A 21,355-nucleotide genomic window follows, 5' to 3' on the forward strand; every position below is an offset into this window, starting at 1 on the left:
CGTGCTCCTGCGGAAGTACGACCCCTCGAAGGTGAACTCAGGTGCGGGACACGCACCCGACTCGCCTTGGAGGTCGCCCATGTCCACCAGCCCTCGCCGTCGCCGCCCCGGGCTCCGCCCGCCCGTCGTCCCGTACCTGGCCGCCGCCCTCCTCGTCACCGGCGCGGCCACGTGGTACACCTCCGGTGGAGAAGGGCCATCCAGCCCCGGCGGCGCCTCGGAGATCGAAGCGCCCGCCGCCCCGAGCTGGTCGGCGGACCTGCCGTGGCCGACGGAAGGACAGTCGAGCGCGGAGGTCGAAAGCCTCGGCAGCCTCGGGACCAGGGGCGAACAGACACCGGTTCCGATCGCCAGCATCACCAAAGTCATGACCGCCTACGTGATCCTCACCGACCACCCCATGTCCGCGGACGAGGAGGGCGCCACGGTGACCGCCGACCGGCAAGCCGCCGACGAGTCGTACTCGTCGACCGAGTCGACCGCCCCCCTCGTCGCCGGCCGTGCGTACACGCAGCGCCAGCTCCTGGAGCTCATGATGCTGCCCTCCGGAAACAACGTCGCCAGACTTCTGGCCCGCTGGGACGCGGGCAGCCAGGAGGAGTTCGCCGAGAAGATGAACAAGGCCGCCGCGACGCTCGCCATGGACCGCACGAACTACACGGGAGCCTCGGGCATAGAGCCGAGCACGAAGAGCACGGCGACCGACCAGCTGAAACTGGCCCGCGCCGTCATGAAGAACGAAGCCTTCCGCCGGATCGTCGCCACACCCACCGTCACGGCCCCCGGCGTCGGCGTGGAGATCCGCAACAGCAACAGACTCCTCGGCCGAGACGGAGTGATCGGCCTGAAGACCGGCTCCTCCACTCCGGCCGGCGGCAACCTCATGTGGGCCGCCACGCAGAACGTCGGAGGAACCTCCCGCCTCATCCTCGGTGTCGTGCTCCACCAGCAGGCCGGCACCAACCCCACCCAGGCGATGGCCGCCGCCTTCGACGCCAGCCACACCCTGATCACCGCCATCCGCAGCGCCCTGCCCCAGGCCCTCGCGTAACGGGAGACGAGGGCAGAGCGGCGCCGAGGTCAGTGCCTGACCCAGATCCGGTAGCGGTGAGGATCCCGGTTCCCGCCCGGTTCCCCGGACGTCAGATGGGCGAGCAGCCGGTAGTGCGGGTTGTTCCGCAGCGACTCCGTGACGACGCGGTCGACGCGTGGGTTGGTGAATCCGTCGAGCACGACCAGGTCGAACGTGCCGTCCCGCACGGCCGCACGATAGGCGTCGTCCCCGGTGTACCGGTGGCCGCCGGGGTCGGTGTAGTCCATGCCGAAGACGCTTCGCCACCGGTCGTGCGAAGTCCTGTCCCGCAGGTAGTACACGGGTACCTCCGGGGTGGAACTCAGGTAGAGACCCTTGTCGTTCACGTCCGCGGCGATCGTCCGGACCATCGCGGTGGAGTCGGGCCAGTTCGCGAAGCGACTGTCCGACTGCGAGATGCCGAGGCACAGGGCGGTCGTCCACAGTGCGAGGCCGAGCTGCGGGTGACGGAAGTGCGCGCCGACGAGCCTGGTCAGGCCCACCCCGGCCATCGGCGCGGCGAACAGGAGCCCGAAGCCGACGTGCTTGAACAGCGATACACCGGTCCCGAGATGCACCTGGTAGACGGGAGCGAGGAGCGCCGTGCCGCACAGCAGCAGGCCCAGCAGGGCCCGGCGGCGACGGCCGGGTCCGCCGAGGCGCCAAGCGGTCGGTGACTCGTGCAGCCGGCCGCGCCGGGCGTACGAGACCGCGCCGCCGACCGCCGTCAGGAACAGCAGGGCGCCCCACTCGGCGGACCGGCCGAGCAGGAGCGCGGCCCCGTCGGTGCCGTGGTCGCGGGCGGTGGTGGTCTGCCGCACGCCGGCCAGCAGGTCCGTGCCGTGGACGCCGAGCGCCAGCAGAGCGCTCGTGGTCGCCACGAGCAGCAGGGGGCGCAAAAGCGCTTTCGCACCCCGGCCGGGCGGCGCCGTGAGCAGTGCCAGGGCGACCAGGGTCGGCAGGTACAGGCCCGCGGCGTACTTCACCCCGACGGCGAGGAGCATGACCGGCGCGGCCAGCAGTACGGCCGGTGCGGGGGCCCGCGCGGTGCGGACGACGATCCAGGCGGCCAGTGCCAGCAGGAACACGGTGGGCGCGTCGTAGGTGGCGAAGTAGCCCATGACCACCGTCGACTGGAGTACGGCGAACAGAGCGGCGGCGGCGAGACCCGTCCGTTCGTTGAACAGCCGTCGCGTGAACGAGTACAGCAGTCCGGTGGCTCCGAGCATGAAGCACAGGCTCATCAGCCGCGCGCCGTGGAGTCCGAACCGGGCGTCCACGAGCGCGGCGAGCACGGGGTACAGCTGGGGTGAGCCGGAGAAGTAGGCGGCGTAGTCGCGTGGTGCCGGAGCGCTGTGCAGCAGATGGTCCAGCTGGGCGTGACCGGCCGTCAGGTACAGGGCCTCGTCCTGGAACGCGGTGTTGGACAACCGCAGGGACAGCGCCGCCTGCAGGGCCAGGACAGCCAGCAGGGCCGCCCGGCTGACCCAGGTCCGCCGCGGCCCGCCGGCATCGCTCCAGGCGGACTCGGGAATCTCGGTCAGGCAGTAGGCGGGGGCCCGCTGGTCGCCCTGCTGCGCCGGGAACGGGGCAGCGGTCCGGAGCGGGGTTTCCGGGCGTGTCATCGCGCTCTCCGCACGTCGAAGCCGTAGAGGTCGTTCGCGGCGAGGCGGCGGAACTCGCCGACCCCGTCGGCGCTCGTGGACAGCCGCCAGTCGGCGCGCGCCTTGCGGTCGAACCAGGCGAAGCCCACGATGTCCGGGGCGGCCGTGACGCCGTCGAACAGGGCACGGACGTCGTTCCTGCGCTGCGGTCCCGGCATGGCGCCCGTCTCCAGCAGAAGCCGGGGTTTGTGGCTGAACCGCTGGACCTCGGCCAGGGTCGCCCCGAAGAGGCCGTCGAACGTGTGCGGATCCCAGCGGGTGAAGTAGCCGACCAGACCGACCCAGTCGACGTACCCGTCACCCGGATAGAAGCGGCTCAGATCCTCCTGGGTGTCCGGTTCGATGATGTTCGGTGACCACACCCAGATGACGTTCGTGGCACCGACGTCCTGGAACACGTCGTGGACGTGCCGCCAGGCCCGGACGTACTCCTGCGACGTCGTCCCGCGGGTGCCCCACCTCTCCCAGTCACCGTTCATCTCGTCCGCGAAGCTGATCCCGATCGGGAGGTTGAGGGTGCGGACCGCCTTCGCGAACCCTCGGAGGTACCCGTCGGTGGATCCGTCCGCGATCCGGGTGAGGCTGGCGTTCCGCGGCTCCCAGGAGACGACGGTCAGGGCCCCCGCGTTCCAGGCGTCGCGGGTGCCCGCGGCGTCGAAACCGTCACCCCAGGCCGCGTAGTAGGCGATCAGGTTCGGGTCCTTGCCGACCAGCCGGGCCCAGTCCTTCGCCGGCTCCATCGAATGGGGCGCGCCGGGCCGGGAGACACCGAGGTACTTCTTCTGCGGCCGGAGCAGCGGGCGTACGTCGTACGGCACACTTCCCGCCACCGGCGCATCGGCGGCGGGCCGGCCCCCGGGTCCCTGGGAGCATCCGGTCAGCGCGAAGGCGAGGACGAGGGCGACGAGGGAGCAGAGCAAGGCGGCAGGGGTACGGGGCGCGGGCATCATTGGGCTCCTTTCGCCCGGGGGAGCAGCAGGACCCGCGCCACGATCAGCGCGTAGAAGAGTCCAGAGGACAGGAGGAGGGCGAAGTCGACGGGGTCGCCGGTGAGCGTGCGCCAGAACCCGGCGGACACCCACGCCACCGCGGTGCCGCCTCCCCACAACCACACCGCGGTCCGGTGCCGGGTGGCGCCGCCCCGTCGCGCCGCGGACGATCCGGTCGCCTGCCAGCCCAAGCGCCGGCCGCGCAGGGCGTCCCAGAGGGCGAAGACGTGGGCCCAGCCGTACATCATGCGCGCCGCCCACGCCTCCAGGCGGTAGGGGACGCGATGCCACGACGGGAACACGATCGTCGTGTAGAGGACGCTCGGGAGGACCAGCCAGAGGCTGTCCACGGTGGCCTTGTCGGGGAACGCGATCAGCAGGAGCAGCGGGACGAGGGGCGCCACGAAGGTGAACAGGGCGGTGTGGAGGTAGTAGAGGAAGCCCGACAGGTAGCAGAGCCTGCTCGTGACACGGAGGTCCGCCTCGCGGAACTTGGTGCTGCCGAGAAGGCTCATCGAGCCGGCGCACCAGCGGTACTGCTGGTTGAAGAACGCCTGCGCGTTGTCGGGGCACACGCCCGCGGACAGCGCGATCGGCACGTACCGCAGATCCCAGCCGAGGCGGCGGAGGTCGAACCCGGTGTGCACGTCCTCGGAGTGCTCGATGAGGGTGGTACCGCCGTTCTCCTCCAGGGCGCTGCGCCGGTAGACCGCGCAACTGCCCACGCAGATCGCTCCGTCGTTGCTCTGCCGGGACACTTGGACGGCCCGGTAGAACAACTCCTGGACGGCGCCGGCTCCGCGCTCGATCCAGTTCTGCGCGTCGAGGACGCGGAAGTACTGCGGGGACTGGACGATGGCGAGCCGTCCGTCCGCCTCCAGGTAGGGGAGGAGTTCGTGCAGCAGGTCGGCGCGCGGCGCGAAGTCGGCGTCGAGGACCAGGATGTAGGTACCGTCGGTCCGGTCACAGCCGAAGCGGAGGTTTCCGGCCTTCTTGAACCAGCCGCGATCGGGCCGCGCGGCATACCCGAAACCGAAGTCGGTCGCCATGGCACGCAGCGCGGGGTCGTCCGAGTCGTCCAGGACGAGCGGCAGGCAGTCGCCCGGGTAGTGGTCGGCGAGCGTCCGTACGTGGGTCCACGTGTTGTGCAGCAGCTCGATCGGTTCGCCGCACACCGGGAGGAGGACGTCGACCCGGGGAGGGCTCGCGGGGCGCCAGCCGTCGACGAACGCACGGTGCGTCGGCAGGTGGAAGTCGCGACTGAACAGATTGGTGTACAGCGAGATGAGGTAGTACAGGGCGGTCAGGAGCAGGAACGGGGCGAACACCCACAGGACCGGTGTGGAGACGATCAGTCGGCACTGGCTGACGGCCAGGCATCCGACGCTCACGAGCGAGGTGAGGGTCAGCCACCACAGTCGCCGCCGGACGTAGCCGTACTTCTCGGCGTCGGACGGCGGTACGGGCAACAGGCCGCCTCGTATCGTTCCGTTCGACGGGCGCTCGCCTGGATGTCGCCGCACCCGCGGCGGCACCTCATGGGTGGTGTCGACTGCACTCATAGACGCCTCCGGACGGGCTCGCCCCGAACGGATCGCGGCGATGTGTCTGGAGAATGTAGGCGGGGCGAACGGGTGGAGGGCGGTGACGCGATCGGCAACGCCCGTGGTTGCCCCGAATTGGCGACGCGTCCGCCGTGGCCGTGGACGAGACGGTGGAGAGCGGATCTTCGATCGGAGCGGGGCCGTATACGCGGAAGTGCTTCGCCGCCGTCGCAGATGAGTGGATGAAGTACCCGCTGGCGACGTCGGGTCTCCCCCCCCGGCCGCCGGGCTCCCCGGGCCGGCTGTCAGTCGCCCGCCGCGCCCGGCGTCGTCCGGGCCGCGGTCGCCCTCCGGCTCCTGCGGCGCGAGCGTGGACGCCCGGGCACCGTGCCCGTCGACAGCTGGAACGTGACCGCCACGCGGGCGCCGCCCAGGGGGCCGTGCGTGATGCGGACGGTGCCCCGGGCGGCGAGGGCCGCGCGGCGGGCGATGTCGAGCCCGAGGCCGGTGGAGCCCGTACTCCCGCCGCGGGCGAGGGCGCCGTCCGGGTCGGCGATGCCGGGGCCGGCGTCGTGAACGGTCAGTTCCACGGTGTGGGCGGTGCGGCACACGGAGACCTCCAGGGCGGTGCCCCGCGAGGTGTACCGGAAGACGTTGCCCACGAGCGCGTCCACGACGGCCGTGATGTCCGCCTCGGGGAGACGGACGGGGGTCGTCTCGTCCGTGATCTGGAGCGTGCAGGGACGCTCCTGCTGACCCGCGAGCACGGCCCAGAAGGCCGCGCGCCGACGGACGACGTCGGCGACCTCGCAGTGATCCCCGCTCTCCCGCGGCCCGTCGGGTGACTCCTCGCCCCGCAGGGCCCGGCCCATCGGGCCGACGGCGAGCGGGGTGCGAGCCTCGGCGATGATCGCGTTGAGCTCCCGCTCCAGTTCGGCGACGGCCGTCTGGATCCGTCCGGTGTCGGCGCTCGGCGCGATCCGCTCGACCGCCAGGTGCAGGGCGGTGAGAGGAGTGCGGAGCCGGTGGGACAGGTCCGCGACCAGTTCCCGTTCGACGGCGAGCAGGTCCGTCATGCGGTCGGCCATGGTGTTGAACGCCGTGCCCGCCTCTTTCAGTTCCGGCGGCCCCTTCGGCTGGACGCGGGTGTCGAGGCTGCCGGTGCCGAGCCGACGTGATGCCTCGGCCAGCCGCTTCGCCGCCGTGACGACGGCGGAGCCGAGGCGGTCGGCGACCAGGACGGAGCCGCCGAGCAGGACGACCGCCAGACCGGCCATGACGCTCCATGACAGGGCGACGCCGCGGGTCAGGTCGTCGTCGGCGACGAAGTTCTCCACCACCGCGACCCGGTCCTGGGGCAGGATCACCGGCTGCAGGTAGATCCAGCCGCCGGGCACGTCCCGGGAGATGGACTCGCGTTCCTCCTCGGCCCGGCCCAGCAGGTCCGGCGGAGCGTGCCCCATGCCGCCCACCGTGCTGTGGTCCGGCAGATGGATGACCATGTGCTCGGCCGCGCGCAGCCCCGCCCCCGCCTCGCGCAGCTCGGCCGCGTCCGTCGTGAGGGTCAGGATCGGCGCCATCGCCGCCGCGCTCTGCTCGGCCGCCGTGATGCTCTGCTCGCGGGCGAGCGACATCACGAGCAGCCCCAGCGGGATCAGGAACGACAGCGCCACCATGGACGTGACGGCCAGCGCCACCCCTGCCAGGGAGCGCCTCACCTCGGGGCCCAGGGCTCGGCGTGGCGTCTTCGGGGCCCTCGGCTCACGGGTGCGGCGCTCCAACGGGTAGCCGTGCGCTCAGCGCCACGGTCGGGGGATGCGGGTCCGGCGGTCCAGGCGACGGGCCTCCGGGAAGTCTCCCGGTACGGCGTCCGCCGGGAGTGGCGTGTGCCGTCACCGGCCCCCTGACCCGGCACGACGGGCCGTCAGGAGGTGCCGAACGACAGGCCGTGCTCGCCGGTGCGCAGGGACACCGGCCGGTCGGCCACCGGGATCGTACACCCCTCGGTCGAACTGCAGCTCGCATAGCCGATCAACACCTTCGCCGCGCCCGGAGCGGTCGCCCGGATCGGCAGCGTCACCGTGACGGGGCCGTCGGGATAGACCGGTACGGCGGCCCGCACGCCCGGCACCGTGATGCTCTTGACCGGCTTGTCCACCGTCATCTCACCGGCGGTGGCGACCGAACCGACGGGACGGACCTCGGTCGGCCGCCCCACTCCTTCGACCCCCTCGGCGGGGAGCGCGGTGCTGTAGAGGTGGAAGCCGGCTTCGTCGGGCGTGAACGTGGCGACCAGGGTCCCCGCGTCGGACTCCCAGTCGGCCACGCTCAGCCGGACGGTGACCCCGTTCTCGTTGAACTCCGTCACGGCGCCGGTGTGCGACGGCGCGTACGCCTGGCCGCAGCCGGCCAGCGAGACGGCGGCCAGCAGCGCGGCCCCGGCCCAGGCGAGGCGCGGGCGCGCCGAGCGGGGCCGGCGGGGTGCCGGGTGGGGCGCGGGCATGGAGTGTCTCATGTCGTCTTTCCAGGTCTTTCTCGTGTTTCGGGGAGGTGGGTCGCACGCCGGGTGCGTGACCGGCCCCCTTGGGTACGGGGGTGGAGCCGTCCGGTCCGCTGGGGGAGTCGAGCCCTTCCGGGCGCGTGGCGCCGGTACCCGGTACCGGCGCTCACAGGGCCGCGGTCGTTCCCTGCAGCCGTACCTGCAACGCGTACACCAGGTCGGTCCACAGGCCCGTGACCAGCAGGACGCCGACGAGGACCAGAAGTGCGCCGCCGGTCCGCATGACGGTCCCGTGGTGGTCCCTGACCCAGCGGAAGGCGCGCAGAGCCCGCTGGAAGGCGAGTGCGGTGAGGAGGAAGGGCGCGCCGAGACCCGCGCAGTAGCAGACCATGAGGAGGGCGCCGCGCCCCGCGCTGGCCTCGTTCCAGGCCAGGGCCTGCACCGCGGCCAGGGTCGGCCCGATGCAGGGGGTCCAGCCCACGCCGAAGACGACGCCCAGCAGGGGCGCGCCGGCCAGGCCGAAGGAGGGCCGGCGGCTGCTGCGCAGCTCGCGCTGGGTGAAACCGGGCAGCCAGCCCGCGAACGCGAGGCCCATGACGATCGTGAACAGGCCCAGGACCAGTGTGATGCCGTCCTGGTAGGCGAGCAGGTTGCGCCCGACGAAGCCGAACAGGGCACCGCCGGACACGAGAACGCCGCTGAAACCCAGGACGAACAGCGCCGCTCCGGCGACCATCCGCCCGCGCCGCCCGCCGTCCGCCTCGGCGAGGTCGGACACCGACAGGCTGGTCACGTAGCTCAGGTAGCCCGGCACGAGCGGCAGGACGCACGGGGAGAGGAAGGACACCAGACCCGCGGCCACGGCCACCGGCACGGCGAGGAGCAGCGTGCCCGACACCGCGCCGGCGGCCGGCCCGGAGGCGAGCGCCGCCCACGTGGGGCCGGTCACGCGTCCTCCCCGGCGACGCGGTCCACGAGGGGCTCCAGGAGTGCGCGGGTGACCGGACCGGAGACGGCGACGGCGATCCGGCCCTTCCGGTCGATGACCAGCGTGGACGGGACGGCCCGCGGGTTGAGCACCGCGGGCGGGAAGGCCAGCAGCAGCTTCCCGTCGGGATCGTGGATGCTCGGGTACCGCAGACCGTAGGTCCTCTCGAACTCCCGGGCCGGCCCGGTGGAACGGTCGCGGACGTTGACGCCCAGGAGTTCCACGCCGCGCGGCGCCGCCGCACCGCGCAGCGCCTCCAGGTCGGCGGCCTCGGCGCGGCAGGGTGCGCACCAGGAGCCCCACACGTTCAGGACCACGACCTTGCCGCGGTACGAGCGCAGCGCCAGGTCCCGGCCCGTGAGGTCCCGGCCGGAGCTGTCGGGTGCGGAAGGGCGTTCGGCGACCGGCAGCACCGTCGCGGTCTCGACGGTGCGCGCTCCCGGCGCGCCGCCTTCCGCCCCCGCCACGGCGCCCCCGCCACAGCCGGTGGCCGCGAGGGCGAGGAGGAACAGGGCGACCGTCGCCGACACGCCGCGTCTGTGGCCGCGAGACCTCATCGGGCCCACTTCCGCAGGAACGCGCCGAGGCCCGTCTCGGTCAGCTCGGGGTTGCCGGTCGAGTGCGTCTCGGTCACCACCTTGCCGTTGCCGTCGAGGACGACCAGGACGGGCATCTTGTACGCGCCCTCGCCGGAGCAGTAGTCGCGCAGGAGGTCGAAGGCCGAGGAGTCCTGGCCGCCGATGTCGACCTTGACCACGTGGTACGAGGCGTCCAGGAGCGCACCCACGTCGCTCGTGGCGAACACCCGGTCGGCGGCCTTGCAGTTGCCGCACCAGTTGGCGCCGAAGTCGATCAGGACCTTCTTGCCGTCGGCCCTGGCGGCGGCGACCGCGGCCGTGACGGCCCCACGGGCGTCCGCACCGGACGGGTAGCCGCTGGTGAAGCCCGAGGAGCCGGAGACGGGAGCGCGCTTCTTCACGGCGGGCTTGGTCGGGGCGGGAGCGGTCGGGGCGGGAGCGGCCGTCGTCCTGGCGGGGCGAGGGGCGGCCTTGGTCGCGGCCGCGGGGCGCTCGGCAACGGGCGGGGAGGCGGAAGCGCTCGGCCGGGTCGTCGGCGTGACCGACGTCGCCGTGGCGGTGGGGGAGGCGGGTGCCGTCGCCGCCTCCATGGGAGCCGGGGTGCCGGTTCCCTGGTCGGAGGGCGCGTCCGGAGCCGCCGCCACGGACACGCTCTGCGCCGCGTCGTTCTTCGAGCCGCCCACGCCGCAGGCCGTGGCGACGGCGGCGGAGGCGACCGTGAGGGAGACGGCCGAGAAGCGGACGAAGCCCTGGATGCCGGCGGTGCGTGGTGTGCGTCGGTGTGCGGCCATGACGGATCAACCCCTTGTGTCGGTGAGTCCTCCGGGGCCTGGCGGCGGCCGATGCCGGAGCGGGCGCAGGACGCGGCCCGGCGTCCTGTCCGCCTGGGCCGGAGCGATCGTCCTGACCGACCGTGAGCCTAGATGCCGAAAACGCGTCCTGGACCGTCCTGATGCCACCCATCAGGCACGCTTAAGGAATTGCTCAGGTTCGTGACCGCAAGCCCTTGACCAGGGCTTCTCCGGCCGTCCGCAGCACCTGTCCGAGGACTCACAACCGGGTCTCGCGCACGCTGGCCTGAGCCCTCGGCACGACGGTCGCCGTGATCTGCGAACGATGGTCGTCGCTGGTGAAGACGACCACCAGGGTGCCGGGATCGCTCTGACCGGTGCTCGTGCGGAAACCCGGATCGGGAACGGCCGAGACGAAGCACACGCTGTCGCTGCCGTACTGGACGGTGACCTTGCCCCCCTCGGAGGGGACCGTGTGCAGCCCGGGGCCGCCGCCGCACTTGGAGGCCGACGGCCGGGGCGTGGACGTGACGGGCGTCCGCGTGGCCGTGGGCGAGGGAGTCCGGGTGGTCGGCGGCGGTGACGACGGGGACGCGGGCGGGGTGGTGGGCGCCTTCGGGGTGGTCGCGACGGACGAGGCCGGCACCCCGACGAGGACGGACGGGGAGGGGTACACCGCCTGCACCGACCGCGCGGCGGGCGGGGTCGGTCGGGTCAGGCCGATCACGAAGTACACCGTGAGCATCACCGCGGTGACGCTGGCCGCGGTGCACGACAGCCATATGAGGAGATAGCGCAGGAGGCGTGGCACCGCATCAGTGTGGCCGACGCCTGCCGCGCCACCGTTCCCGCCCTCGCCCTCACCCACGGAGAGTGGCACGTGTTCCGGACGCGCCGACGCGACTGCGGCGGCCCGACGGGGCGACCGCCCCCGAGCGGGTCCCGAACATCGCCGAGGGACAGGCCGACGCGGCCGCCGTCACGGATGCCTGGATGCACAGCCCCGGCCACCGGGCCGACATCCTCGACTGCGGTTTCACCGGGATCGGCGTCGGCGTCAGTACCGACGGAGGCCCCCTGGTGGACCCAGGACTTCGGAACCCCTCCTGAGCCTCTGCTCAGTGCGGCGCCACCAGCTTGATGCCCACCCCGCGCACGGTGCGCAGATAGCGCGGTGCCGAGGCCCGCTCACCGAGCTTGCGGCGTAGCGCGGACACGTGCACGTCGATGGTCTGGTCCTCGATGTAGGCCTCCTGCCAGACCTCCGCGAGGAGCCGGTGCCGGGACACCACCGTGCCGGCATGCCGGGCGAGAAAGGCCAGCAGGTCGAACTCCCGGCGCGTGAGAACCAGTTCGCGCCCTGCCAGATAGGCCGAACGCGCCGGCGGATCCACGGTCAGCTCACCGACCGTCACCAGACTCGACGGATCGGCGGGCGGGGCCTGCCCGGCGACTGCGGCGGGCACCGCGGTGCGCCGCAGCACCGCCGACAGCCGGGCCAGGAGCTGCGCCCCGGAGAACGGTTTGACGAGGTAGTCGTCCGCGCCCGCGTTCAGGAGCTTGACGATCTCGCTCTCGTCGTCGCGGGCGGTCGCGACCACCACGGGCACGTCGGATATCCCGCGGATCATGCGCAGCGCGTCGCCACCGTCGAGATCGGGCAGGCCGAGGTCCAGCACCACCGCGTCCTGCGAGCCCTGCGCCACCTCGCGCAGCGCGCCGAACCCGTCGCCCGTACTGCGCACGGAATGGCCGTGCTCCGCGAGGATCTCCATCAGCGAGGCACGGATGCTGGGGTCGTCCTCGACCACGAGTACGCGGGGCATGGCGGACACCCTACAACCGGCCGTCCGTCAGCCGGACAGCCTCACCAGGGCCGGGCCGGGGCCTTCCGGAGCACGGGTGATCGCCCTGGCAGCGCCGCCCCGCGCGCCCCGTACCGGAGAAGGCGTCCTGACCGCGCGGACATGACTCCTCCGGAGCGGGGCACCCGCAGGAAGGCGCCCAGAGAGAGGGAGTCATGACCGAAGACACGAGGCGGGGCACATCCGTTCCCGCAGCCACAGGAACCGTGACCACGGCCGTACCGGCCCGACTGGACCGCCTGCCCTGGTCGCGTTGGCACTGGATGATCGTGATCGGCCTCGGGACCGTCTGGATCCTGGACGGCCTCGAAGTCACCATCGTCGGAAACATCGCCGGCCGTCTCGCCGAGAGCGGCAGCGGTCTGGACATCACCGCCGCCCAGGTGACCGGAACGGCCGCCGCGCTGTACGTCGCCGGTGCCTGCTCCGGAGCACTCTTCTTCGGCTGGCTGACCGACCGTTACGGCCGCAAGAAGCTCTTCATGGTGACGCTGGCCGTCTACCTGGGGGCCACCGCCCTCACGGCCCTGTCGATGGAATCCTGGTGGTTCTTCCTCTTCCGCTTCCTGACGGGCTTCGGGATCGGCGGCGAGTACGCGGCCATCAACTCGGCGATCGACGAACTGATCCCCTCCCTCTACCGGGGGCGCGTCGACCTCATCATCAACGGCAGCTACTGGCTCGGAGCCATCGGCGGGGCCCTGCTCTCCATCGTCATGCTGGACACCGACATCTTCGCCCTCGACATGGGCTGGCGGCTCAGCTTCGCCCTCGGCGTCGTCCTCGGCCTGGTGATCCTCCTGGTCCGACGGCACGTCCCCGAGAGCCCACGATGGCAGTTCATCCATGGACGCGGAGAGGAGGCCGAGGGACTGGTCTCCACCGTCGAGCGCGAGGTCGAGGAGGAACACGGCCGCCCGTTGCCGGCGCCCGCCGGCGAGATCACCATCCACCAGCGACGCGGCATCGGCTTCGGACTCATCGCGAAGACCGTCTTCCGCCGCTACCCGCGCCGCGCCGTCCTCGGCCTCTCCCTCTTCATCGGCCAGGCGTTCCTCTACAACGCCATCACCTTCGGTTTCGGCACGATCCTTTCCACCTTCTTCGACGTTCCCACGGGCCGGACGGGCTACTACTTCGCCGTCGTCGCCGCGGGCAACTTCCTCGGCCCGCTGTTCCTCGGCAGGTTCTTCGACACGGTCGGACGCCGTGTCATGATCTCTTCCACCTACCTCCTGTCCGGCCTCCTGCTCTTCGGCACGGCATGGCTGTTCGGCAGCGGCGTCCTCAGCGCCACCACGCTCACGGCCTGCTGGTGCGCCGTGCTGTTCTTCGCGTCCGCCGGTGCGTCCAGCGCCTACCTCACGGTCTCCGAGGTCTTCCCGATGGAGACCCGCGCGATGGCCATCGCCTTCTTCTACGCGATCGGCACCGCGGCAGGCGGTATCAGCGGCCCACTGATCTTCGCCGAGCTCACCGAGTCCGGCATCCCGTCGGAGACCGTCCTCGCCTTCCAGATCGGCGCCGGCCTCATGTGCGCGGCCGGAATCGTGGCCGCCTTCCTCGCGGTCAAGGCGGAACGCCGCTCCCTGGAGGACATCGCCGAGCCCCTCTCGACGGCCCCCGCCGAGGCGTCCGGCACGTCCGACGCCGTTCCGCCCCGAGCCTGACGGAACCGCGCGCGGACGCCGCGGCCTCGCACGCCCGCACAGGTACCTCCCCGCCGCGGCGGGGAGGTACCTGTGTCAGTGGCGACGGGGACGCGGATCAGCGGCGGCGGCCGTGCCACAAGGCCGGTACGGCCGCCGCCTCCCGCGCCGTACGCCGGTCTCCTCCCCCCCCCCCGTCTCCTCAGGACCGGGGCACGCAGGGGGCGCAGCAGGCAGGCGCGGGCTCGACGCAGACGACGACGGAATCGGTGTTGTCGGACGGGTCGGGGTCCTTCTCGACGGCCGTGACGGTGGCCGTGTTCGTCAGACGGGCGGCCCTGGCGGCCTTCGCCCGCAGGACAAGGGTGGCTCGGGCGCCGACGCCAAGTTCGCCGACGGACCACTGCCCGGTCTCCGGAACGTAGGCACCGGCGCTCGCGTCGGCGGACAGGAAGACGAGCCCGTTCGGGAGCCGGTCGGCGACGGTCACACCGGTCGCCGGGCTGGGACCGGCGTTGTGGACGGTCAGCCGGTAGGTGACGGTCTGCCCGACGGTCGCGGTGGTCGCGTCGGCCGCCTTGACCACGTTCAGGTCGGCCGCCGGCCTGACCTCGGTCACGGCCTCGTCGGACGTGGACGTCAGCGGCTCGGGGGTGGCGCCGAGCCGGTTCTCGTACGCGGCGACGGCGGTGTTGACCACCCGCGTACCCGCCGTCTCCAGGCCGAGGACCACCCGGTACTCGACGGTCGTCCCCTCCGGCAGTGCGGCCGTGTTCGCCAGACTGCCGCCCTGGGACGCGGAGGCTCCGGTCCCGAGCCGGAAGACGACCGTGTCGCTCTCGGCGTCGTAGGCGGCCTGGTCGTCACCCGCCCGATCGGTCTTCACGCCGGCGTTCGGCCCGTCGACGACCCTGAGGGAACCGGGCACGTACGTCGTCCCCGGCGGCAGCACGTCCGTCAGCGTCAGTCGCTCGGCGGCCCCACCCCCCTCGTTCCTGGCCGTGATCCGGTACGTCACGACATCGCCGACGTCCAACGGGCCCTGCGGCACCGCGGTCTTGGTGAGCACCACGAGCGGAGCCGTACCGAAGAACACGCCGTCCAGGAAGTTGCCGATCCCCTGGTTGCCCCCGGCCGCCGACACCGACCGGAACGCGAAACGCGTGATGCCCTGCCTGGCCGGCACCGTGTACGTGCCCGTGTAGTACCCCCACGCCGTGTTCCCGTCCGTGAAGGAGCGCTGCTCGACCACGTTCCCCGGCGCCCCGATGTCCAGCGCCATCGTGTCCTGCCCCTGCCGGCCCCGGTGGTAGAGCCGCCAGTACAGCTTCGTGCCCGGCGTGGTCGGCAGGTCCTGGTAGAGCGTGGACACCTGATTGGCGTTCAGCTCGGCGAACTGCTCGCCCTCCGCGGACGGCACGCCGTTGAATCCCGAATGCCACAGCTCGACCATGTGGTCGGTGGCCGTGGTCAGCCAGCCCGGAACATGCCGCGGGGCCTGCGTCTGCGACGCGTCCGGCAGAAACGCCATGTCGGTCACGGCCGGCTGCTCGAAACTCCCGTTCACGAGAGCGACCCGCAGCGGGAAGGAAGGAGGTGTGCTCATGGTGCCATCTCCGATCGTTCGACGGTGCGCGAGAGACCCCCAGCCCCCGGACACGGGGCGAGGGGGTCGGAACACCCCGTAGCTCAGCGCCCCCTCCGCCCCGGGTACAGCCGTGGCGGAGGTGTCCCGGCCAGCACCGAACGGAGGGTTTACCCGGCCCGCCGCGCACCTGACGGCCTCGCTGCCCCTTCTCCGGCCTCGCCGGTGCCCTCGTCGGACACCTCAGGCCCACCGCCCTCGTGCGAACCTCCGACACTGACCGGATGGCATGACTCCCTGGCGTTCACACGCCGCCCGGAAGGGTGAATCATGGCCCGTCAGGTTGACGGCTCTGCGTGGGCGAGGCTGGGTCTTCAACTGGCCCGGTGTCGAGCGCGAGCCGGCCCGCCAGCCGCCCCGCCGAGAAGCCGCACCCTCCGTCCCCTGGCGACTCCGACATTCAACGAATCAACGTTTCGTTGTTCTCTTGCTTGCTGCGCTAGGGTGGAGATCATGCCGGAGGAGCCCTGGACCGCACCGCGAAGCCGCTTCGCCGGCCTGCCCGAACTCCCGCCCCGTGAGGACGCGCCCGCCCATGTGCTCCAGGGGCATGCCGTGCTGCTGGGGGCGCTGCTGGCCGCCACCGAACGGAGCGGCGGGGTGGAAGGGCAGACCGTGGCGGACGACGAGGTGGCCGCCGCTCTGGGCTTGTTCGAGGATATGCGGACCGCGCTGGACCGACTGGAGGCGCAGGTCGTCATCGAGGCCCGGCGACGGGGTATGGAATGGCGTCAGATCGCCGGTCATCAGGGAATGAAGTCGTCTCAGGCGGCGTCGCAGCGTTATCAGCGACTGGTGACCCGGCTGGAAGAGATCCGCCAGGGCATCAGGTGAGTGCAGGAGATCGTCCGTGAACCACCCCTCTTCCGATCCGCTCGATGCTGTCGAGGCGCTCCTGGCCGCTGTCGACGAGGGCCAGGTCCTGCCCGCTCCGGCCGAACGGGTCCGCCTGCGGGAGGCCGCAGGCCTGACCCGGGCCGCTGTCGCGCAGGCGCTCGGCGTCCGAGTGCCGAGCATCGAGGCGTGGGAGGAGGGTCGCGCGGAGCCGAGAGCGGAGCGTCTCCAGGCGTACCGCCGCCTCCTCGACGGCCTCGCTCAGCGCTACCCCACCCCGATGCCCGCCCGGCCCGCGGCACCGGCATCGGGCCCGGCGTTCGCTCCGGCCCCGATGCCGTCCCCCGAGCCGGTCACAGAGGCTCCGTTCACCAGCCAGGCTGCTGCCAGGGCCGCCACGGCACCCGAGAGCACCCGGAGCCACGAGAACACCGAGACTCAGCCGGCGGCCGCGGCGGCCAAGTCGCCTCCGGCACGCAGACCGTCGTCGACGCCACGCCGTCCGGGCGAGACGAACCCGGCCCCCGCCGGTACGCCGGCAGGCGGCTCCGATCCGCGGTTCGCGCACGGCCCCTTGGCGGTCGTGGACGTCGACGCCGACGGGCAGGTCGTGGCGTACTGCACGGGCGGCCTGGTCCTCGACGTACCCGCCAAGAGCCTCCCGGCCCTGGTGGACTGGACGCTCGAGGAGGCGAGGCTCGGTCAGCCGAAGCTTGCCGGGCCGGGCAAGGACGCCGATCCGCTGCTCGTGCTCACCGAGGCCGCGTTGGAGCGTTACGGCCTGCCGACCGCGCTCACCGATGCGGAGCGGCTCGCCGGGCGGATCCCGGAGAACCACAAGGTCGTCAGGCAGCTGCTGCGCGCGGAGTGGAAGCTGACCAAGCGCGGCCTGGGGCCGTGGGCGCGGATCTACCGCCCCGCCACAGGTTCGGAGCGTGCCTGCGTCCAGTTGTGCATCCCGTCGTGGAACGCGCTGGACACCCGCAACTGGAGCGAGACCGGGAACCTCCCGCCCGTGGACCTCGCCCGCGTCCTGGGCGTCTACGCCTCCCGCGTGATGACGCCGCGCGGCTCCACGGCCGTGACCGGTCTGGAGCTGATGACCGCCCTGCACCCGCCGACCCGCGCCTCCGCGCCCGACGCGGCCGGCAAGCGGCACTCCGAACACAATCCCGGCTCCCTGGGCAAGGACCCGGTGGACTGTGCCCCGTGCGAGGCCCCGGACGGGCACCCACTCCTGGCGGACCTGCCGCGCTTCCATATCCGTGGCCCGGGGGAGAAGCTGTTCGAGGAGGCGTACGACTGGGCACGGCCGATGACGGACGCCGAATGCACCCTGCGTCACCTGGTCGGCATCGACGTCAACATGGCCTTCGCCGCCGGCGCCAACGGCCTGACCGTCGGCCTCGGCGCACCCACCCACGTCACCGCCCCGGTCTTCGACCCGAAGCTGCCCGGCTCCTGGCTGGTGGACCTCTCCCACGTCGACCTGTCGAAGGTGAAGACAGGCAAGGAACGGGTCCGGCTCGACGGCTCCCTGCTGCCCTCCCCGTTCACCCCGAAAGGCGAGACCCCCACCGGCCCGGCCTGGTACGCGACACCGACGGTCGCCTACGCGGTGGAACTCGGCTACGAAGTCCGCCCGATCGAGGCGTACGTCCGCCATGACAACGGCCGCTACCTGGACGGCTGGTACCAGCGGCTGCGCGACGCCTACCTCGCCACCATGGCCGACCTGGGCGTCGGCGCCGACCTGCCGCCCGAGGACTTCCTCACGGCGATGGACGGCCACAAGGACCGTGACCCGCAGCTGGGACTCGTCGTCTCCGCGATCAAGGCGACGGTCAAGGGCGGCCTGGGCAAGCTGCGCGAGCGTCCGCGCGGGGAGGGCTGGCGGCCCGGCGAACCGTGGCGCGCTCTGGCCCGCCCGACGTGGCGGCCGGACATCCGTGCGGCGGTCATCTCCCGTACCCGGGTCAACCTGCACCGCAAGATCGTCAAGCACGCGGCGTTCACCGGTCAGTACCCCGTCGCGATTCTCTCGGACTGCGTCGTCTACGCGGCGGAGGGTCCGTCACCGCTGGACTTCCTGCCCTACCGGGAAGGCAAGCCGCTCCCCGGCGGATTCAAGCTCGGAATCAACCCTGGCCTGGTCAAGCATGAGGGCACCCAGAGCGTCCTGTGGGGCGAGGAGGTCAGGGACCGTTTCGACGCACCCGAGCTCAACCTCGCCCGGTACATCAAGGACGGCACCGTCACCGACGCCGACAACGGCGAATAGGGGAGAGAACAGCCGATGACCATGTTCGGGGACGGCCTGGACGCCGCGGTGCACAAGGCGTTCACCCGCCCAGCACCCAAGAGCGCGGGCGCGCGGATGCGCTACCTGGTCAGAAAGCTGGGCGGCACCAAGGCCGTCGCCGACATGCTGCGGATCTCCCAGCGCACCGTCGAACGGTACGTGAGGGACCAGATCAAAACCCCCCGCCCCGCCCTCGCCGTACGTCTGGAACGCGAGGTGAAGGCGCGCTGGCAGCCACAGATCCGGGCCAAAGCCCGCCGGAAGGCAGCTACCACCGGCGGCATCGTCATCGACACCCGCGCCCGTCTCGGCTACACCGCCCCGATCGGCTCGAGTGACCAGGACCGCATCCGGCACCTGACCGTCGCCCTGCCACCCGTCTACGCCGCCCGCCTCTTCGACGCCCAGGAAGCAGGCGCCGGCGACGCCCACCTCCAGCAGATCGCGGCCGAGGCACTCAAAGAGGTCTACTTCCAGGACGGCGGCCGCCGCGCCGGCTCCCTGGAGGAGGTGCGGTTCACCGACATCGAGCACCTGGAGTTCGACCTGTAACACGCCCGAGGCGTTGAGGTCGGTGAGGAAGGCGCGGTCGGCAGATGTCAGTGGGTGCCCCTACGCTCGTGTCCGTGACGATGGATGATCTTGAATGGAAGGGGAGCCGTTCCGGCGGCGCCGCCGAGGTCCATGTCGAAGCGGTCCTACGCCGGGCAGGGTGGCGCTTCTGCCGGACTGGCGCCATCCCCCGTATGCCCAGGCGGGTATCCGTCCGCCTCCGAACCGCCGAAGGGGACGAACCGTCATGAACCGCAGCAGGCAGGCGATCCGCCTCGCCGGGCACCTGACCCGGACGACCGCCGTCCATGTCGAGCTCGCCCACGTCAGCGGCGCCCTGTGGGCCCTCCAGTGGCACGATGGTCCGCACCGTGAGGAGATGCGGACGCACCTCGACGCCGCCCTCGCCGAAGGGGACCGCTTCGCCGCCATGAGAGACCGCAGGATCGGCTGCTCGCGTTTCCAGTCGCTGCCGGCCTGGGCGACCCTGGCCGCCGCCGCCCGCCGCGGGGGCGGTCTCGCCTCGGCCCTCGCTGAGAGTGCCGTACACAAGGGCGAAGAAGAATCCGACGAGGCGAACGCCCTGTGGCGTTACGTGAGGCAGCTCTGGGAGACCACCTCCTACCCGGAACGGGTGGGCGACCCCGAGGACGTTCCCCTCATCGAGCAACTCGTCTCCACCAGTCGCCGGACCCACCCGTCGGGCCGGTCCTTCGAGACCAGCGAGCTCTACATGGCGCAGGCACTTCTGGCGAGGTACGGAGACGCGCCTTCTGGAGGAGGCGACGCGAGCGCCCTGTCTGACTGGCCCGAGCTGAGCGGCCGCTCGATCCTCTCCGGCAAGTGACCGCCGCAGCCGCGTCGACAGCCTGAACGACGCATTTCGGGCGTGACCGCGGTCCGCAAGGGTCGTTGACCGTCAAGGTCGGCGAAGCCCAGGTAGGCCCCGAGGCACCCCGGGGTCTTCCTGTCGCCTACGCGCGAAGGCGGAGACGTAGGCGGTGCTTGCGCTCGCTCCGGCCGGAATACCCACTCGCGGTCGCCGGTTGCAGCGGAACATGCGCGATCATCAGGGGCCGCCCAACGGCATACACCCACTGCTTGCCGGGCGCTTCAGCCCGGGCCGGTTCGATCCCTCAGCGGTTGTCGACGACCACGCCCTCGGGCTCCTGCTGGAAGCCGCGCGGTGGGCACCGTCGGCGGGCAACTCCCAGCCGTGGAGCTTCTTCACCGGCAGGCCCGGTGAGCCGGACCACGACCGGATGCTTCCTCACCTTGCGCCGAGTTCGGCCCGCTGGGCGACGGACGCGGGTCTGCTCGTCGTCACGCTGACGCGCCGGTACGTCGATGACACGCGGCTGCTCTACTCCGAATTCGCGGACTACGATCTCGGCCAGGCCATCGCCCATATGACGGTTCAGGCTCAGGCCATGGGGCTGGCCGCACACCAATTCCGGGCCTTCGACCTGGAAGGGCTCGCCAAGGAGCTGGATCCGAACCCGGGCTGGTCGATCGTCTCCATGGTCGCGGTGGGCAAAGCGGCCGGCGGCCCCCCGGAGGGCCGTGACCGGCTCAGCGTCGCGCAGTTGCGATCCGCCCCTTGGTCACCGGCGGAGGAACAGCAGGGGCGTGATCATTGAGCGGCCTGGACGCTCCTGCGGAGAAGGAGCGCATCTCCTTCCCCGACTTCGGCGGTCCGGGTCACCGTCTGCTCACCCTGCCACTCCCTGGGCGGCGTCACCGCCTACCATGCCCTCACCGAGGTGACGATCACCCTGCTGTTCTGGGGTTCTTGCGCTTGTTCGCAGTGAAGCGTGCTTGCTTCTGACGATTCCCGCACGTGTTCATGTCGCGCCATCTGCGGGTGCGACTTCGACTGGTGTCGAAGAAGACGGCTTGGCAGGTCGGTGATGCGCACAAGGCCAGTTTTCCGTCTCGTTCGCCTGCGATGAGGCCGATCGCGTCGGAGGCGATCACGCTGAGGGCATCTTCGACGCAGGAGGGCGAGCTGAGCCGCCATTGCCGTTGACCCTCGGCCGTCAGGATCGCCGCGGCCCGGCCTTGAGCGCTGCGGTCGTTGATGACTTGGACAGCACATGCGGGGAGAGCGTCCTGGAGCGCGGCCGCTGTCGCGGCGGTGTGAATCGACTTCCTCAGCTCCCGAGCGAGGTCGAGCCGGGCAGTGGTGCAGAAGTCCACGGCGAAGCCGTTCACCACCAGCCAATCGATGAGTCGGTGCGGCGTGGGGATGCGCTCCACCGCGGCGCCATGACGCTCCGACAGGGTCCCGGTGAAGCTGGTCGCCAGCACGTTACCGAGGCGGAAGTCAGGGAACGCAGCACACATGGAACCACCTCAGCCGGTTACGCGCTGGCGTGAAGG

General features: G+C 71.6%; 20 protein-coding genes. 8 read left to right on the plus strand and 12 right to left on the minus strand.

The features are described 5' to 3' along the window. The first annotated feature begins 79 nt into the window (after positions 1-79). Entirely contained in the window at positions 80-1,051 is a 972-nt protein-coding gene (locus OG392_RS36575) for a D-alanyl-D-alanine carboxypeptidase family protein (RefSeq protein WP_329286780.1), read from the plus strand. A 29-nt stretch (positions 1,052-1,080) separates the two neighbouring features. Here the strand turns inward: OG392_RS36575 and OG392_RS36580 are convergent, their stop codons facing one another. The 9 genes from OG392_RS36580 to OG392_RS36620 all read right to left on the minus strand — a co-directional run bounded on the left by OG392_RS36580 (position 1,081) and on the right by OG392_RS36620 (position 10,937). Continuing rightward, complete coding sequence (locus OG392_RS36580; protein WP_329286781.1) at positions 1,081-2,697, minus strand: ArnT family glycosyltransferase; 1,617 nt, start codon at positions 2,695-2,697, stop codon at positions 1,081-1,083. Next, positions 2,694-3,683, minus strand: a complete 990-nt coding sequence (locus OG392_RS36585) for a glycoside hydrolase family 26 protein (protein ID WP_329286783.1) — start codon at positions 3,681-3,683, stop codon at positions 2,694-2,696. The genes OG392_RS36580 and OG392_RS36585 overlap by 4 nt, the downstream gene beginning before the upstream one ends. Beyond that, the gene (locus OG392_RS36590; RefSeq protein WP_329286785.1) at positions 3,683-5,287 is read right to left on the minus strand and encodes a glycosyltransferase family 2 protein; all 1,605 of its coding nucleotides are present in this window, start codon (positions 5,285-5,287) and stop codon (positions 3,683-3,685) included. Before OG392_RS36590 ends, OG392_RS36585 begins: the two co-directional genes overlap by 1 nt. 287 nt (positions 5,288-5,574) lie before the next feature. Continuing rightward, positions 5,575-6,987 (minus strand): sensor histidine kinase, encoded by a 1,413-nt coding sequence (locus tag OG392_RS36595; RefSeq protein ID WP_329286787.1) that lies wholly within the window; start codon positions 6,985-6,987, stop codon positions 5,575-5,577. Positions 6,988-7,193: 206 nt separating this feature from the next. Next, positions 7,194-7,784 carry a hypothetical protein gene (locus tag OG392_RS36600; protein ID WP_329286789.1) on the minus strand — a complete coding sequence of 197 codons (591 nt, stop codon included), beginning with the start codon at positions 7,782-7,784 and terminating at the stop codon, positions 7,194-7,196. Positions 7,785-7,935: 151 nt separating this feature from the next. Continuing rightward, the gene (locus OG392_RS36605) at positions 7,936-8,718 is read right to left on the minus strand and encodes a cytochrome c biogenesis CcdA family protein (protein WP_329286791.1); all 783 of its coding nucleotides are present in this window, start codon (positions 8,716-8,718) and stop codon (positions 7,936-7,938) included. Then, complete coding sequence (locus OG392_RS36610) at positions 8,715-9,287, minus strand: TlpA family protein disulfide reductase (protein WP_329286793.1); 573 nt, start codon at positions 9,285-9,287, stop codon at positions 8,715-8,717. The genes OG392_RS36605 and OG392_RS36610 overlap by 4 nt, the downstream gene beginning before the upstream one ends. 23 nt (positions 9,288-9,310) lie before the next feature. Then, on the minus strand, positions 9,311-10,126 hold the full coding sequence (locus tag OG392_RS36615) for a thioredoxin family protein (protein ID WP_329286794.1): 816 nt from the start codon (positions 10,124-10,126) through the stop codon (positions 9,311-9,313). 259 nt (positions 10,127-10,385) lie between these two features. Further along, entirely contained in the window at positions 10,386-10,937 is a 552-nt protein-coding gene (locus OG392_RS36620; RefSeq protein ID WP_329286795.1) for a hypothetical protein, read from the minus strand. Between the two features lie 62 nt (positions 10,938-10,999). Here OG392_RS36620 and OG392_RS36625 point away from each other — a divergent pair, with 62 nt between their 5' ends. Next, entirely contained in the window at positions 11,000-11,236 is a 237-nt protein-coding gene (locus tag OG392_RS36625) for a CAP domain-containing protein (RefSeq protein WP_329286797.1), read from the plus strand. An 8-nt stretch (positions 11,237-11,244) separates the two neighbouring features. On the opposite strand, the gene OG392_RS36630 is transcribed toward OG392_RS36625, so the two are convergent. After that, positions 11,245-11,952, minus strand: a complete 708-nt coding sequence (locus tag OG392_RS36630; RefSeq protein ID WP_329286799.1) for a response regulator transcription factor — start codon at positions 11,950-11,952, stop codon at positions 11,245-11,247. 194 nt (positions 11,953-12,146) lie between these two features. Between OG392_RS36630 and OG392_RS36635 the strand changes: the two genes are divergently transcribed. Then, positions 12,147-13,661, plus strand: coding sequence for an MFS transporter (locus tag OG392_RS36635; RefSeq protein WP_329286801.1), 1,515 nt, complete (start codon positions 12,147-12,149; stop codon positions 13,659-13,661). 181 nt (positions 13,662-13,842) lie between these two features. Here the strand turns inward: OG392_RS36635 and OG392_RS36640 are convergent, their stop codons facing one another. Beyond that, positions 13,843-15,246, minus strand: coding sequence for a DUF7507 domain-containing protein (locus tag OG392_RS36640; RefSeq protein ID WP_329286803.1), 1,404 nt, complete (start codon positions 15,244-15,246; stop codon positions 13,843-13,845). A gap of 492 nt (positions 15,247-15,738) precedes the next feature. Between OG392_RS36640 and OG392_RS36645 the strand changes: the two genes are divergently transcribed. From OG392_RS36645 to OG392_RS36665, 5 genes are all read left to right on the plus strand, one after another. Beyond that, on the plus strand, positions 15,739-16,119 hold the full coding sequence (locus tag OG392_RS36645; RefSeq protein ID WP_329286805.1) for a hypothetical protein: 381 nt from the start codon (positions 15,739-15,741) through the stop codon (positions 16,117-16,119). A 16-nt stretch (positions 16,120-16,135) separates the two neighbouring features. After that, positions 16,136-18,400, plus strand: a complete 2,265-nt coding sequence (tap, locus tag OG392_RS36650; protein WP_329286806.1) for a telomere-associated protein Tap — start codon at positions 16,136-16,138, stop codon at positions 18,398-18,400. Positions 18,401-18,415: 15 nt separating this feature from the next. After that, entirely contained in the window at positions 18,416-18,973 is a 558-nt protein-coding gene (tpg, locus tag OG392_RS36655; protein ID WP_329286807.1) for a telomere-protecting terminal protein Tpg, read from the plus strand. 247 nt (positions 18,974-19,220) lie between these two features. Beyond that, the gene (locus OG392_RS36660; protein WP_329286809.1) at positions 19,221-19,820 is read left to right on the plus strand and encodes a hypothetical protein; all 600 of its coding nucleotides are present in this window, start codon (positions 19,221-19,223) and stop codon (positions 19,818-19,820) included. A gap of 211 nt (positions 19,821-20,031) precedes the next feature. Then, positions 20,032-20,613: a nitroreductase family protein gene (locus tag OG392_RS36665; RefSeq protein WP_329286810.1), complete on the plus strand. Its 582-nt coding sequence runs from the start codon at positions 20,032-20,034 to the stop codon at positions 20,611-20,613. A 130-nt stretch (positions 20,614-20,743) separates the two neighbouring features. Here the strand turns inward: OG392_RS36665 and OG392_RS36670 are convergent, their stop codons facing one another. Next, entirely contained in the window at positions 20,744-21,319 is a 576-nt protein-coding gene (locus OG392_RS36670) for a CGNR zinc finger domain-containing protein (protein WP_329286811.1), read from the minus strand. Positions 21,320-21,355 lie beyond the last annotated feature (36 nt).

Origin of the sequence: Streptomyces sp. NBC_00691 (assembly GCF_036226665.1) — a bacterium.
In the GTDB taxonomy this organism is placed as follows: domain Bacteria; phylum Actinomycetota; class Actinomycetes; order Streptomycetales; family Streptomycetaceae; genus Streptomyces.

Coding starts and splice junctions, on each gene's coding strand:
- OG392_RS36660 (WP_329286809.1), top strand. CDS start 19,221: ATGAACCGCAGCAGGCAGGCGATCCGCCTCGCCGGGCACCTGACCCGG.
- OG392_RS36665 (WP_329286810.1), top strand. CDS start 20,032: ATGCGCGATCATCAGGGGCCGCCCAACGGCATACACCCACTGCTTGCC.
- OG392_RS36615 (WP_329286794.1), bottom strand. CDS start 10,126: ATGGCCGCACACCGACGCACACCACGCACCGCCGGCATCCAGGGCTTC.
- OG392_RS36590 (WP_329286785.1), bottom strand. CDS start 5,287: ATGAGTGCAGTCGACACCACCCATGAGGTGCCGCCGCGGGTGCGGCGA.
- tpg (WP_329286807.1), top strand. CDS start 18,416: ATGACCATGTTCGGGGACGGCCTGGACGCCGCGGTGCACAAGGCGTTC.
- OG392_RS36645 (WP_329286805.1), top strand. CDS start 15,739: ATGCCGGAGGAGCCCTGGACCGCACCGCGAAGCCGCTTCGCCGGCCTG.
- OG392_RS36635 (WP_329286801.1), top strand. CDS start 12,147: ATGACCGAAGACACGAGGCGGGGCACATCCGTTCCCGCAGCCACAGGA.
- OG392_RS36670 (WP_329286811.1), bottom strand. CDS start 21,319: ATGTGTGCTGCGTTCCCTGACTTCCGCCTCGGTAACGTGCTGGCGACC.
- OG392_RS36600 (WP_329286789.1), bottom strand. CDS start 7,784: ATGAGACACTCCATGCCCGCGCCCCACCCGGCACCCCGCCGGCCCCGC.
- OG392_RS36640 (WP_329286803.1), bottom strand. CDS start 15,246: ATGAGCACACCTCCTTCCTTCCCGCTGCGGGTCGCTCTCGTGAACGGG.
- OG392_RS36630 (WP_329286799.1), bottom strand. CDS start 11,952: ATGCCCCGCGTACTCGTGGTCGAGGACGACCCCAGCATCCGTGCCTCG.
- OG392_RS36585 (WP_329286783.1), bottom strand. CDS start 3,683: ATGCCCGCGCCCCGTACCCCTGCCGCCTTGCTCTGCTCCCTCGTCGCC.
- OG392_RS36580 (WP_329286781.1), bottom strand. CDS start 2,697: ATGACACGCCCGGAAACCCCGCTCCGGACCGCTGCCCCGTTCCCGGCG.
- OG392_RS36575 (WP_329286780.1), top strand. CDS start 80: ATGTCCACCAGCCCTCGCCGTCGCCGCCCCGGGCTCCGCCCGCCCGTC.